This is a genomic window from Ruminococcus sp. XPD3002, assembly GCA_900119535.1.
Classification (GTDB): domain Bacteria; phylum Bacillota; class Clostridia; order Oscillospirales; family Ruminococcaceae; genus Ruminococcus; species Ruminococcus flavefaciens_H.
Genome location: FPJT01000003.1, coordinates 179,186 through 191,841 on the forward strand (window position 1 = coordinate 179,186; position 12,656 = coordinate 191,841).

Genomic DNA, 12,656 nt, shown 5'->3' on the forward strand with positions numbered 1-12,656 from the left:
ATGGGAAAAGCTACAGGTTTTCTTGAATACACAAGATGCGAAACAACTGCGAAAGAACCTCTCGAACGCATAAAGGACTATAACGAGTTCCACGCTCCGCTCAGTGAGGAACAGCGTCGTGAACAGGCGGCAAGATGCATGGACTGCGGAGTACCTTTCTGTCAGAACGGTAAAATGCTCTGCGGTATGATATCAGGCTGTCCCCTTAACAACCTCATCCCCGAATGGAACGACCTTGTTTACCGCGATCAGAAGGAACAGGCTCTCAGCCGCCTTATGATGACCAATAACTTCCCCGAATTCACTTCGAGAGTTTGTCCCGCACTCTGCGAAAAGGCATGCACCTGCGGACTGGAAGGCTCTCCCGTGACCGTCAGGGAAAACGAGCGCTCAATTATCGAGTACGGCTTTGAAAAGGGACTCGTTCAGCCGCAGATACCAAAGGTACGCAGCGGCAAGCGCATTGCCGTTATCGGTTCGGGACCTTCCGGACTCGCCGCAGCTGATACCCTCAACAAGAGAGGTCACAGCGTTACAGTATTCGAGCGTTCGGACCGTGCAGGAGGACTTCTTATGTACGGTATCCCAAACATGAAGCTGGAAAAGCACATTATCGAGCGCCGCACCGAACTTATGCGCGCCGAGGGCGTCGAGTTCGTGACTAATGCGGACGTAGGCGGAAATGTCTCCGCAGAGGAGATACTCAATAAGTTCGATGCAGTCATACTCGCCTGCGGTTCGTCCAATCCCCGTGACATAAAGGCGAAGGGACGCGATGCAGAGGGCATCCACTTCGCAGTGGACTTCCTTAAGGCTACAACAAAAAGCCTTCTCGATTCGGACCTTACCGACGGTAAATTCATCTCAGCAAAGGACAAGAACGTGGTCATAATCGGTGGCGGAGATACGGGCAACGACTGCGTAGGTACTGCTGTACGTCACAGCTGTAAGTCGGTGACTCAGCTTGAAATGATGCCGAAGCTCCCCGATGAAAGGGCGGAAAACAATCCGTGGCCCCAGTGGCCGAGAGTCTGCAAGACGGACTACGGTCAGGAGGAAGCTATCGCCGTATTCGGTCACGATCCGAGAATATACACAACTACCGTCAAGGAGTTCATCAAGGACGAAAAAGGCAGACTCTCCGCAATCAGGACTGTAAAGCTGGAATTCGTTCCCGACGAGGCAAGCGGCAGAAAGGTACCAAAAGAGATACAGGGAAGCGAAGAAGTCATCCCCTGTGAACTCTGTCTCATCGCCGCAGGATTCCTCGGCTGTCAGGACTACGTTGCAAATGCCTTCGGAGTTCAGCTTGACGGACGCATAAACGTAAAAACAGCATCAGGCAGTCACGCCACAAACGTTCCAAAGGTATTCACCGCAGGAGACATGCACATCGGACAGTCCCTTGTGGTAAGAGCTATCCGCGAGGGCAGGGATGCCGCCGCAGAAACAGACAGATACCTTATGGGCTACACCAATCTATAACGGAGGACGAAATGATTTATTCCGAAAACGAAATTCTACAGTATATTGATGAAAACGATGTGAAGTTCGTAAAGCTTACATTCTGCGACCTTCACGGCAGACTGAAAAACATTTCCATTCTTTCTTCCGAGCTTGCTGTCACCTTCGAGCACGGAGTAAGGATAGCCGCAAAGAAGATATCAGGCTTTGAAGCCGCAAAGGGCAGGGACATTTTCCTCTTCCCCGATGCAAAGACCATGACAGTACTGCCGTGGAGACCTCAGCAGGGCAGAGTTATCAGGATGTTCTGCTATATACGCTATTCGGACGGCTCTCCCTTCGAGGGGGACGGCCGTTCGTTCCTGAGAAAAGCCATGAAGGAAGCCGTGAATGCAGGCTATTGCTTCCGTTTCGGTACTTCATGCGAGTTCACGCTGTTCAAAAACGCTGAAAACGGTATCCCTACGAAAACTCCCCACGACAATGCAGGCTACTGCGATACAGCTCCCGATGACAAGGGCGAGAATATCCGCCGTGACGTCTGCCTTACTCTCGAACAGATGGGCATACACCCCGTTTCTTCCCGTCACGAAAGCGGATGCGGTCAGCATGAGATAGACTTCAATGCTTCCTCTGCACTCAAAGCTGCGGACACATTCCTGAGCTTCAAATCCGCTGTCAAGTCCGTAGCCGAGACTCACGGAGTTCACGCAAGCTTCATGCCTAAGCCCCTTCGTACAGACTGCGGAAACGGTATGCATATCAGCTTCAATATCTTCCCCGACAGCGACTTCATGGAGGAGCGCGGAGTAAGCAGCGGCGTGGAGCTTAAAAGCGCTGCGGCAGGTATAATGGAGCATATCCGCGATTTCACCCTCTTTACAAATTCAACTGTCAATTCCTACGCAAGGCTCGGCGAGTTCACAGCTCCCAGGGACATACTCTGGGCGGCTGACGAGGGTTCACAGCTCATCAGAATGGACGCTGAAAGCGAGGATTCACCCGTTGAACTGAGAGCCGCAGACTGCGTCTGCAATCCCTATTTCGCTTTCGGACTCATGATATACGCCGCTCTGGAGGGCATAGCCGCAAAAACTCAGCTCCCTGCGGAAAACGAAAGCAGGGGCAGACTCCCCTCCTCTCTTGAAGAAGCGGCTGACTCTGCGGAAAAATCGGACTTCGTAAAGAAGTACATCCCCTCAAACATCCTTGAAACTCTCATTGCTCACAGCAGAAAAGAGTGGAAGGACTACTCTACAGCTTACGACAAGGAAGCTTTCGAGGACAACACATATTTCTACAGTTTATAACGGAGGTCTGCTTTGGAAAAGGTACTTGTAATATCAAGCAGCAAAAGCGCCTCTGAAGCTCTCGTTAACTTCCTCCGCGACTCCTTTCGATGTACCCCGAAGCTGGTTGAATCGGCTTATCAGGCTAAGGTCTATCTCGATGCCGAACCTTCTGTGGAGCTTGCAGTCATAAACTCGCCCCTTCTGGACGAATCGGGTTTCGAGCTTGCGGAGTATATCATCGAAAAAACTGCCGCAAACTGCATCTTCATGATAAAGGAGGAGCACGTTGAAAAGGTAAGCGAACGTGCGGAGAAATGCGGTATCATCATCGTTGCAAAGCCATTCAGCAGGAACATCCTCTATCAGCTGGTAAAGACGCTTGATATAGCCGTTACACGGTCCCTTAAGCTCTACAGCGAGAACCTCCGCCTTGAGGAGAAGATAAGGGAGATACAGACAGTGGATAAGGCTAAATTCATGCTCATGGAGTTCAAGGGAATGACCGAGGCGGAAGCTCATGCCTACCTTGAACAGTACGCCATGAACAAGCGCAAGAAGAAAAGCATTGCGGCTCTTGAACTGATAGACAGGATAAACGAGCAGTATCTGTAAGAGGTGTAAATAAATGTTTGATTCAATTCACGAGGAATGCGGCGTTTTCGGCATTTTCGAGAAGGAATGCGCCGATCCCGCTTCCTCGGCTTATTTCGGACTTTACGCACTTCAGCACCGCGGTCAGGAAAGCTGCGGTATAGCTGTGTGCGATGACGGCGTTTTCAGACATAAACGTGCGGACGGACTGGTTTCCGAGGTCTTCACCCGTGAGGAGCTTGACAGACTCGGCAAAGGCAATATGGCTGTGGGACACGTCCGCTATTCCACTACGGGCGGACACAACCCCAATAATATCCAGCCCCTTGTTATCCGCCATATCAAGGGAAATATGGCACTCGTCCACAACGGCAATCTCGTTAATGCGGCGGAGCTGAGACGTTCATTTGAGCTTTCGGGCGCTATCTTCCACGGTACTTCCGATACTGAAGCTATCGCATATGAGATAGTACGTGAACGCCTTAACTGCCACTCCACGGAAGAAGCTGTTGAACGTGCCATGCCGAGACTCAGGGGAGCTTACTCCTGTATACTCATGACCGCCACGAAACTCATAGCTTTCCGTGATCCCGACGGCTTCCGTCCCCTGTGCATAGGCCGCACTCATGACGGCGCTTACGTTGTGGCTTCCGAGTCCTGTGCTCTCGAGACCGTCGGTGCCGAGTTCATCCGTGATATGGATGCAGGCGAGATAGTCGTCATAAACAATGAAGGTCTCCGTCCCATAAGGACTCACTGCGGCAAAGGCAAGAATATCTGCATTTTCGAGTATATCTACTTTGCTCGTCCCGATTCCGTCATCGAGGGTGTTTCAGTCCACCACGCAAGACTTAAGGCAGGTCAGCTTCTGGCAAAGCACAGCCCCGTACCTGCGGACATCGTTATCGGCGTTCCCGATTCGGGACTGGACGCCGCTCTCGGTTACGCAAATGAAAGCGGTATCCCCTACGGAATCGGCTTCATCAAGAACAAATACATCGGCAGAAGCTTCATCCAGCCAAGTCAGGATCAGCGTGAGAACGCCGTAAAGATAAAGCTCAATGCAGTACGTGAGAGCGTTGCGGGCAAGCGTGTTATAATGATAGATGATTCCATAGTGCGCGGAACCACAAGCGCAAGGATAGTCAGACTTCTCCGTGACGCAGGCGCAAAGGAAGTCCATGTCCGCATATCATCTCCCCCATTCCTGCACTCCTGCTATTTCGGTACGGATATCGACTCGGAAGAGAATCTCATCGCAGGTAAATACAGCTCTGCCGACGAGATAGCCAAGGTCATCGGTGCGGACTCGCTCGCCTATCTGCCTGTAGAGTCCCTCAGCGAACTCATCGACGGTAAATGCGGTTATTGCCGTGGATGCTTTACCGGTTCATACCCCGTGGACGTCTCGGGCGCAGGAAGCAAGAACAAGTTCGACGAGAAGATACATAAGTGATCGTGTTTTCATACAGTTCAGCAAATTACGGTACGGTAAAAAAACAGCAGCAGGGGTAAGGTGTGTACTCATATAGCAGCTTTATATGTAATTATCGGGGGCAAACCTTTCTGAGGAAAGGTTCTTCCCCCGTACCCCTTTTCCAAAGACTTTTTGCTCCAAATTTTCAGCCTGATATATCCCTTAAAAAAAAATTGCTGCTTATCATACATAGCAGCAAAGGGATATATCAGGCTGAAAATTTAAGGCAAAAGTTTTAGGAAGGGAGTTTGAGGGATAACCCTTTTTCAAAAGGGTTTCCCTCAATATCACGTGTAAAAACTACTATAAGAGTACCGTCCTTACCCCTGCCGCTGTTTTTTTCTGACTGTCAGAAGCTTTTTCGCTATGTACTTTACTGCGGCGATAAGTATTGAGATCATGATCGCAATAGCAGCAACTATAAGCGGAAAATACCAGTCATAAAACTTCGTCGTCAATGAATGCGACCAACAGACAGGGTAAAGCATGACAATGACCGGCATATGCCAGAGATACACATGAAGCGAACAGGCACTTCCAAGCAGATCAAGTGGCGGAAACAGCCTTAATGACGGTTTTTTCTGTGCAAACAGAAAAGCAGATACGACCACAAGCAGTTTGAATATCTGTGTGATATTATATCTGAAAGGATCGTTCCTTATCAGCAGAAATAATATTATAAGGGCCAAAATACCGCATACTGCGTATATCAATGCAGGAACCTTCATAAGTTTATCTTTCCATTCCGCAATACAGAAGCCAAGCAGCATCAATGGCATTGCTGCGACAAGGACGTTGCTGCAGATACGCCAGTCACCATTCACTTTGTATTTATATGTTTCCAATATTATACGCAGTAAAATGAACAGCGGCATCACGAATTTTGCATATTTATTCAGACGCAGCTTATACATTACCCAGAAGATAACGTATGCATGAAGCAACGCAAACATGAACCACAGCGGATCGCCGGTTATTGCTTCCAGATCGCTGCAATAGATCATCCTCAGATAAAAACGGGGACTGTTAAAGGTTCTGAGCCAGAATTTCAGATCGTGATCGACATGCATGTGCTGATAATATGATACTGCAAAATAAACAAGCACTGCAATAAGCGTTATCAGCAGATTGCGGCGGAAGCGCTTCATAAGCCTGGAACTCATCTGATCCCGTTCACCATATGCGTAATATCCGCTGATCAGAAAAAACAGCATTACTCCGCATGAACCCACTGCGGTAACACAACTTCCGAACTTTCCCGGAAATGATACGTGTACAAATACTACACAAATCGCTGCGATACCTTTGAAAAAATCAAGGCAGCGATTACGTTCTTTAGTGGTATCCGCTGTTATAATATCCGGCTTTGTACATTCTTTCGAGTTCATATCCACTCCTTTCAGCTCCTATCGTGGAGCACAGTGACTCTTTTGCCAATATCCGTTTATTTGTGCCACTGACTATTAAGGAAATCAACACGTTTTGTGAGCCAGTCAGCGAGGAACTGAGCAGCTTCTTCTTCAGTACGGCATTTAGCGGCAGGAGCAGAAAGCTCATGTCCGAATTCCTCATTATCAATTATATTGTTCCATTTATCATAATTCTTTGTGAAATCATCCTTATACTTCTGACTGTCGGTTTGAACGAGCCTGATAGTATTGCTGAAAATACCATCGTCGTAGGCTTTGGTCCATGTATCCTTTATCATATCCTGATACCAGTCCTCATAGGCAAGTACCACAAGCCACGGATTAGCAGTGTCATACATTCCGCCGCCCTCTGTACCGCCGTTTACGTCAGGCACCTTATTTGAGGCGTAGAATCCTGTTCCGTCGATACAGCGGTCTTTGTTGCCCATTGCTGAATCAAAATCCCAGGGCGCTTCAAATGTGAGCTTCTTATTGCCATCCGCACCGAAATCAGCGTCCATATAGAAGCTTGACCAGTAAATATCTGCATCACAGGTCAGTTCGCTTATTATGTACATATCCACAAGCGACTGTACGTCCACAACATTTTCAACTGCCTGCCGGGGAGTGATATCCTTGCTTTCCGATATTTTGCTGTAGTTCGCATCAAAGACGTAAGCCTTGTCATTATAGGCTGCTTCGTACATTATCCTGTAAACGCTGTTCACATAGTTTTCGATGAAGTCGTGCTGTTCCTTTGAGTTGATATCGCTTTTTATAGTTATGCCGACATCCTCTATGCAGTCAGCCGGCGACGAGGAGAGACACTGTACAGTCTGACCGCTGCCGCCCTTGCCGTCATAGGGTGTAAGCGGAGCATTGTCTGCAAGGTCGAGGGGAAAACTATTGAGTTCGTCTTCCTGATAGAAGTAACCGTCAAACTCAAGGAAATATCCGATATCCGTACCTTTATAATCAGGTTCGGGCTCGGTGATATCTACTCTGCTGGAGCTTACCTGCTGCATATCTGTCAGGAGATAAACGCCGAAATATTCTCCGTTTATCTCTACCTGAACGAAGTCGCCGTCAGCTGCGAAAAGATCATGCTGACCAAGCAGACTGCGTGAAGCATAGAGCGCTGCCTTGTTCCTGAGCATCGATGCGTCTTTATATTCAGCAAGGAGAAGCCAGTTTTTCTGTTCAGCTCCGTCATTGAGCGAGAGCATCCCCTGCTTTTCAGCAAATTTTATCTTCAGCGGCTTTTTCTGATAAACTGTAGTCCAGTTTCCGCGTACCTTGACCTGAGCGTCAGCAGGTTCGAGTATGGTATTTCCGTCTTTGTCCCTGAGTGTTACCGAACAGTCCTCGTAATATGGTGCGGGAGGGATCTCAAATCCCGGAGTCCATGATGCTATGGCTTCAGAAACGTGAAGGGCGAAAGGTTCTGTAACGAAGTCAAGTACGTTGTCCGATTTGTTTTTCGTTTCAATGGAAAGAACCGGCATGCTTTGCTGTTCACTTGTAAATTCGGCTGCTTGCTGTATCTGTGATGGCGTTTCTGCTTTTCTGCTTGCAGAACATCCGCAAAGAATTACTGACACAGCTGATAACACAGATATTATAGGTATTATTTTCATTTTTGCACCTCTTTTTAATAGATTTCAGAATCAGATGGTAAATTGACTATAATGTATTATCCATAAATATTATTTGAAATGATCTGCAACTGACCTTTTTGATTTTACAGACTCCTCAGATAAATACGGTACAATACATCCTTTTGTATATAAGTGATTTCCGTTGTGAAAAAAGACGAGAAATAAATTATCTTTGTAATAATAAACAATAAACAGAAACGATAATTGTTTATAACACACATAAAATTTGCAAGAAGCGCCGCAGTCATACAGAAGCATATGTTGTTTTCTGTATTGCATTATCATAAAATGAACAGGCATGAAAACAGCCGCAGGGAGACCTGCGGCTTGCTTTTTATAAGCTCGTACAGTTTCTCTTTCAGCCCTGTGTGGAACGCCGCAACAGTCATAGCTTCCGAAAGCGGCTGACAGCAGGAGCTTCTGTATTCAATAGTTCCTCTGAATGTAAGATCTTCGAACTTGAAGGTACGGAGATATTCAAGGTCCCCTGCTTCGGGAGTGAATTTTATCTTCCGATAGTCCTTTCCGTCGAAGAATTCTCCCTCAACGAGATCACGTGAAAAGTATTCATCAAGCGTCAGCGGCGTGAAGTTCACATACTTTCCGTCACGCATAGTGCAGTAGATAGACTGGGTGCCTATGTAGTCGATAAGCTCATCAGTATTCGTCAGTAACTTTCCGAACATCCCCACATTGTGCGGATTATAGCCCTGCATACTGTGTTCCCAAAGCATATTTCTCACGCAGAGAAAGTCGGGATAATCAGGCAGGTAGGAGTTGGCGAAAAGTATCGACTTGTAGGGCTCAAGAAGTCCGAAAACGTTGATAACATCGGTAAGCTGGTCATAATCCACATCAAGCTGGACCTGTGAAGCACTGGTGAATGTACCAAAATCGGGACGTTTATGAAAGCGTATATCCACCTCATCGGTATGCTCGGGATACGAGTGAAGATAATGGTATAGCATACGGTAGCGCTCATTCTGGATAGGCAGATTATGGTTTATACCAGCGTTGGGATTGATACCCATACCGGTCAGAGTGTAGCCGTGTTTTGCAAATTCGGAATTGAGGAAACGGACATATTTTTCAAATCTTTCCTTTATCTCAAACAGTCCCACAGCTTTGCCGAATGAAAGCTCAAGGTTGGAATAGCAGCAGTCAAAGGAGAGAATATCTCCCGTCTGAGTATCCTTTGCAGATATTATATTACCGTCAGTGTCCCTGCCTGATCCTATGAAGTTAAAGTGTTTGATAAATCTTTCAGCGGCTTCAATTGAAACAGCCTCGTCAACCGGCTGTTCGCTGAGATTTACAACAGGCATTTCGATCTCGACTCCGATATAGTCGGGACGTTCTTTTTTGTCGGTGCAATGTATTTGTCATAGATAGCTTGTCTGATATCATAATTCATATATCTCACCTCGGATAAATTTGTGTGGTATGAGAATATTATAGCTACGCAAAACTACTTTGTCAATAAGTTTTGTAGGAATAAGATATTGACATATTCTTTAGCTTGTTATATAATCTTAGTATAACTATAAAAATACTATGATAACAAGGTGAGCGATATGTTGAATCAGTTTTCAAGAACACAGCTTCTGATAGGCAGCGAAGGAATGAACAGGCTTGCAAACGCAAGAGTGGCGATATTCGGTATCGGCGGTGTAGGCGGATACGTCTGCGAGGCTCTTGTGAGAAGCGGTGTATATAAATTCGACCTTATTGACGATGATAAGGTCTGTCTTACAAATCTTAACCGCCAGATAATCGCCACAAGAAAAACAGTGGGAAAGTACAAGGCAGATGTCATGGCTGAACGAATGAGGGAGATAAATCCAGATGTTGATATCCGTATACATAAGTGCTTTTTTCTGCCGGAAAACGAAGATGAGTTCCCATTCGGAGAGTATGATTATATTATTGATGCAGTCGATACCGTTACGGCAAAACTTGCTCTTGTTATGAAGGCACAAGAGCTTCATATCCCTATTATCAGCAGTATGGGCGCAGGCAACAAGCTTGATCCCACAGCGTTTCGTGTTGCTGATATTTATAAGACTAAGGTGTGTCCCCTTGCAAAAGTGATGCGCATAGAGTGCCGTAAGCGCAGGGTAAAAAAACTCAAAGTAGTATATTCCGAGGAACAGCCGACACGTCCTATCGAGGATATGTCCATATCCTGCCGTACACATTGCATCTGTCCTCCCGGAGCAAAGCATAAGTGTACAGAGCGCCGTGATATCCCCGGCAGTACAGCATTTGTCCCTTCTGTTGTCGGACTTATAATTGCAGGAGAGGTAGTAAAGGACCTTACTGCGGTCTGAGAGAACAGGATACCTGTTCCTCATCTGCAAGTTCTGTTATAGTCGGAGTATCACCGCATACGGGACAGTGGTGGTTTCTTTTCGGGAGTTTTACTTTTCGCCAATCCATTTTCAGCCCGTCGAATACGAGCATACTGCCTGTAAGCAGTTCGCCCTGACCTGTGATGTACTTTACGGCTTCAAGAGCCTGCATCGCCCCGATTATCCCTGCCATTGCACCTATTACACCTGCTTCACGGCAGCTTGGTACAGCGTCTTTCGGAGGCGGAGCTTCAAATACACAGCGATAGCATGGGGAAACATCGGGAACATAAGTCATAAGCTGTCCCTCAAAGCGCAGTATACCTGCATGACAGAAGGACTTGTGACCAAGTACGCAGGCATCGTTTATGAGAAATTTGGTAGGGAAGTTGTCCGCACCGTCGATGATGAAGTCGTAATCCGCTATCATGGATGCGATGTTCTTACTGTTTACGTATTCGTGATATGTGATAACTTCAACATCGGGATTGAGAGACTTTATAGTTTCGGCGGCGGACTGAACTTTAGGCTTGTCTATATCATCGGTAGTGTGGATTATCTGCCTTTGCAGATTTGAGAGTTCCACGCTGTCGCAGTCGGCTATGCCTATGGTTCCCACACCTGCGGCAGCAAGGTACATTGCGGCAGGTGCGCCGAGACCTCCTGCACCTATGATGAGTACTTTTGCGGCAAGGAGTTTTTTCTGCCCTCTTACCCCAATTTCTTTTAAAGTAATATGCCTCGAATAACGTTCGAGCTGCTTATCTGTTAAAGCCATTTTTACCTCCTGAAAGGAATTTTATATGAAAAGAATAAATGCATCGGAAATATCCGCTCTTGATACAGGAAAAGTGCTTCTTCTTGATATACGAAGCAGAAAAGAATTTGAAAGCAATAGTATCAAGGGTTCGGTAAATGTGCCATTTGACGAGATCTCATCCGGACTCTCAAAGCTGCCGAAAGACAAGCCGGTCTATGTCCTGTGCAGAACAGGTGATCTCAGCGAAGAAGTTGCCGAGATACTTGAAGACCGTGGATATGACGTTTACAATATTGAGGGCGGTCATGCTGCTTATATCGTAAGTCTTGTGAGTTCAAAACTGTAAAAACAATTCCTGTTTATTTAATAAGTATAGCGCATACACATCAGTTTTTCAAGGGTAACGGATATAGCATTTTTCTAGAGTCGGCAATGGATTTTTTGCATTGGACAAGTTCATTTTACGGTGATATAATTAAACCATACCAAACGAAAGGAGCGGTTAAAAAATGAAAAAAACTATTTCCTATATGCTTGATATGCTCCGCTCCATCGTGAGAGGAACAGACCGAATGTGCAGCAAAAGCCGATGTTACATAAGAAAGCAATATTTAGCTGAAACATTAAGTGTATGACCTCCTAAAAATACATTAATGAATGACAAAACAGCTTCTTCTTCAATGAAGAGGCTGTTTTTTTACGAGGTGTTTTATGACTTTACAACAGATAAACTATCTAATTACAATAGCAGAATCACGTTCGATGAACAAGGCAGCTGAAAAGCTGTTCATCGCTCAGCCTACACTGACAGGCGCTGTCAGGGACGTTGAAAATGAACTGGGCATACAGATATTTCACCGTACTCACAAAGGTGTTACCACTACTGTTGAGGGGGAGACATTTCTTGCTAAAATAAAACGAGTCTATCAGCAGTATGAGGAAGTAATGGAGGAATACGGCGAGGAAATGAACTTCCGCAGACGTTTTGCGGTGTCAATGCAGCACTACTCCTTTGCGGTCAAGGCATTTATTGAAATGGCTAAGCACTACGACTCCAACCGGTTTGACCTTGCACTGAGAGAAACTGCGACTGCAAACGTGATAAAGGACGTAAGCTCGCTGAAAAGTGAGATAGGCATAATCTACACATGCGAGGCGAATCAGCGTGTGATAAACAGGCTTCTCCGTGAGAATGAACTGAATTTTACATCGCTGATAGAATGTCCCGCCAGTGTCTATCTTGCCCGTTCACACCCTCTCGCCAAAGAAAAAGAACTGACATTTGAGCAGCTTGATCTTTACCCCTGTCTTTCCTTTGAACAGGAAAATGATACGGAGATATATTTCGCCGAGGAGATACTCATTGAACACGCATATCAGAAAACCGTCAAGGCTACCGATCGTGCAACGATGATGAATCTCATGGCTGGACTTAACGGCTACACGCTGTGTTCCAGTATCTATTCCGAAAAGCTCAGCGGAGACCAGTTCCTTGTGATACCGTTCAAAAATGCAGACAGTGACCAGAGTACAATGAATATCGGTTACATCACGAAGAAAAACAATGAACTCAGCAGTATGGGAAAGCAGTTTATTGACGAAGTGAAACGTGAACTTGAATTGAGAAAATGAGCAGTGCCGCTTGATAGAAATA

General features: G+C 46.3%; 11 protein-coding genes. 7 read left to right on the plus strand and 4 right to left on the minus strand.

All coding sequences use genetic code 11. The features are described 5' to 3' along the window. Genes BT127_RS03750 through purF form a run of 4 tightly spaced genes read left to right on the plus strand, consistent with a single transcriptional unit; the run spans nt 1 to nt 4,803 of the window. Nucleotides 1-1,485 carry a glutamate synthase subunit beta gene (locus BT127_RS03750; RefSeq protein ID WP_075423693.1) on the plus strand — a complete coding sequence of 495 codons (1,485 nt, stop codon included), beginning with the start codon at nt 1-3 and terminating at the stop codon, nt 1,483-1,485. Nucleotides 1,486-1,496: 11 nt separating this feature from the next. Next, nucleotides 1,497-2,774, plus strand: a complete 1,278-nt coding sequence (locus tag BT127_RS03755; protein WP_075423694.1) for a glutamine synthetase family protein — start codon at nt 1,497-1,499, stop codon at nt 2,772-2,774. Between the two features lie 12 nt (nt 2,775-2,786). Further along, a complete protein-coding gene (locus tag BT127_RS03760; protein ID WP_075423695.1) occupies nt 2,787-3,368 on the plus strand; it encodes an ANTAR domain-containing response regulator in 582 nt (193 codons plus the stop codon). Nucleotides 3,369-3,381: 13 nt separating this feature from the next. Then, complete coding sequence (gene purF / locus BT127_RS03765) at nt 3,382-4,803, plus strand: amidophosphoribosyltransferase (protein WP_075423696.1); 1,422 nt, start codon at nt 3,382-3,384, stop codon at nt 4,801-4,803. A 341-nt stretch (nt 4,804-5,144) separates the two neighbouring features. Here the strand turns inward: purF and BT127_RS03770 are convergent, their stop codons facing one another. From BT127_RS03770 to BT127_RS03780, 3 genes are all read right to left on the minus strand, one after another. Then, nucleotides 5,145-6,212: an acyltransferase family protein gene (locus BT127_RS03770; RefSeq protein ID WP_075423697.1), complete on the minus strand. Its 1,068-nt coding sequence runs from the start codon at nt 6,210-6,212 to the stop codon at nt 5,145-5,147. 56 nt (nt 6,213-6,268) lie between these two features. Beyond that, nucleotides 6,269-7,870, minus strand: a complete 1,602-nt coding sequence (locus BT127_RS03775) for a CotH kinase family protein (protein WP_075423698.1) — start codon at nt 7,868-7,870, stop codon at nt 6,269-6,271. Between the two features lie 302 nt (nt 7,871-8,172). Then, entirely contained in the window at nt 8,173-9,216 is a 1,044-nt protein-coding gene (locus BT127_RS03780; protein WP_318257136.1) for a glutamylcysteine synthetase, read from the minus strand. Nucleotides 9,217-9,465: 249 nt separating this feature from the next. On the opposite strand from BT127_RS03780, the gene BT127_RS03785 reads away from it, so the two are divergent. After that, a complete protein-coding gene (locus tag BT127_RS03785) occupies nt 9,466-10,221 on the plus strand; it encodes a tRNA threonylcarbamoyladenosine dehydratase (protein ID WP_075423699.1) in 756 nt (251 codons plus the stop codon). On the opposite strand, the gene BT127_RS03790 is transcribed toward BT127_RS03785, so the two are convergent. Next, complete coding sequence (locus tag BT127_RS03790; RefSeq protein WP_075423700.1) at nt 10,208-11,020, minus strand: HesA/MoeB/ThiF family protein; 813 nt, start codon at nt 11,018-11,020, stop codon at nt 10,208-10,210. The two genes, BT127_RS03785 and BT127_RS03790, sit on opposite strands and share 14 nt — an antisense overlap. Before the next feature lie 25 nt (nt 11,021-11,045). On the opposite strand from BT127_RS03790, the gene BT127_RS03795 reads away from it, so the two are divergent. Further along, nucleotides 11,046-11,348: a rhodanese-like domain-containing protein gene (locus tag BT127_RS03795; protein ID WP_075423701.1), complete on the plus strand. Its 303-nt coding sequence runs from the start codon at nt 11,046-11,048 to the stop codon at nt 11,346-11,348. A gap of 365 nt (nt 11,349-11,713) precedes the next feature. Further along, a complete protein-coding gene (locus BT127_RS03800; protein WP_075423702.1) occupies nt 11,714-12,634 on the plus strand; it encodes a LysR family transcriptional regulator in 921 nt (306 codons plus the stop codon). Nucleotides 12,635-12,656: the final 22 nt, after the last annotated feature.

Excerpts from the sequence above, each read along its gene's own strand:
- BT127_RS03750 (WP_075423693.1), top strand. The coding sequence starts at position 1 with ATGGGAAAAGCTACAGGTTTTCTTGAATACACAAGATGCGAAACAACT.
- BT127_RS03755 (WP_075423694.1), top strand. The coding sequence starts at position 1,497 with ATGATTTATTCCGAAAACGAAATTCTACAGTATATTGATGAAAACGAT.
- purF (WP_075423696.1), top strand. The coding sequence starts at position 3,382 with ATGTTTGATTCAATTCACGAGGAATGCGGCGTTTTCGGCATTTTCGAG.
- BT127_RS03770 (WP_075423697.1), bottom strand. The coding sequence starts at position 6,212 with ATGAACTCGAAAGAATGTACAAAGCCGGATATTATAACAGCGGATACC.
- BT127_RS03775 (WP_075423698.1), bottom strand. The coding sequence starts at position 7,870 with ATGAAAATAATACCTATAATATCTGTGTTATCAGCTGTGTCAGTAATT.
- BT127_RS03780 (WP_318257136.1), bottom strand. The coding sequence starts at position 9,216 with ATGCCTGTTGTAAATCTCAGCGAACAGCCGGTTGACGAGGCTGTTTCA.
- BT127_RS03785 (WP_075423699.1), top strand. The coding sequence starts at position 9,466 with ATGTTGAATCAGTTTTCAAGAACACAGCTTCTGATAGGCAGCGAAGGA.
- BT127_RS03790 (WP_075423700.1), bottom strand. The coding sequence starts at position 11,020 with ATGGCTTTAACAGATAAGCAGCTCGAACGTTATTCGAGGCATATTACT.
- BT127_RS03795 (WP_075423701.1), top strand. The coding sequence starts at position 11,046 with ATGAAAAGAATAAATGCATCGGAAATATCCGCTCTTGATACAGGAAAA.
- BT127_RS03800 (WP_075423702.1), top strand. The coding sequence starts at position 11,714 with ATGACTTTACAACAGATAAACTATCTAATTACAATAGCAGAATCACGT.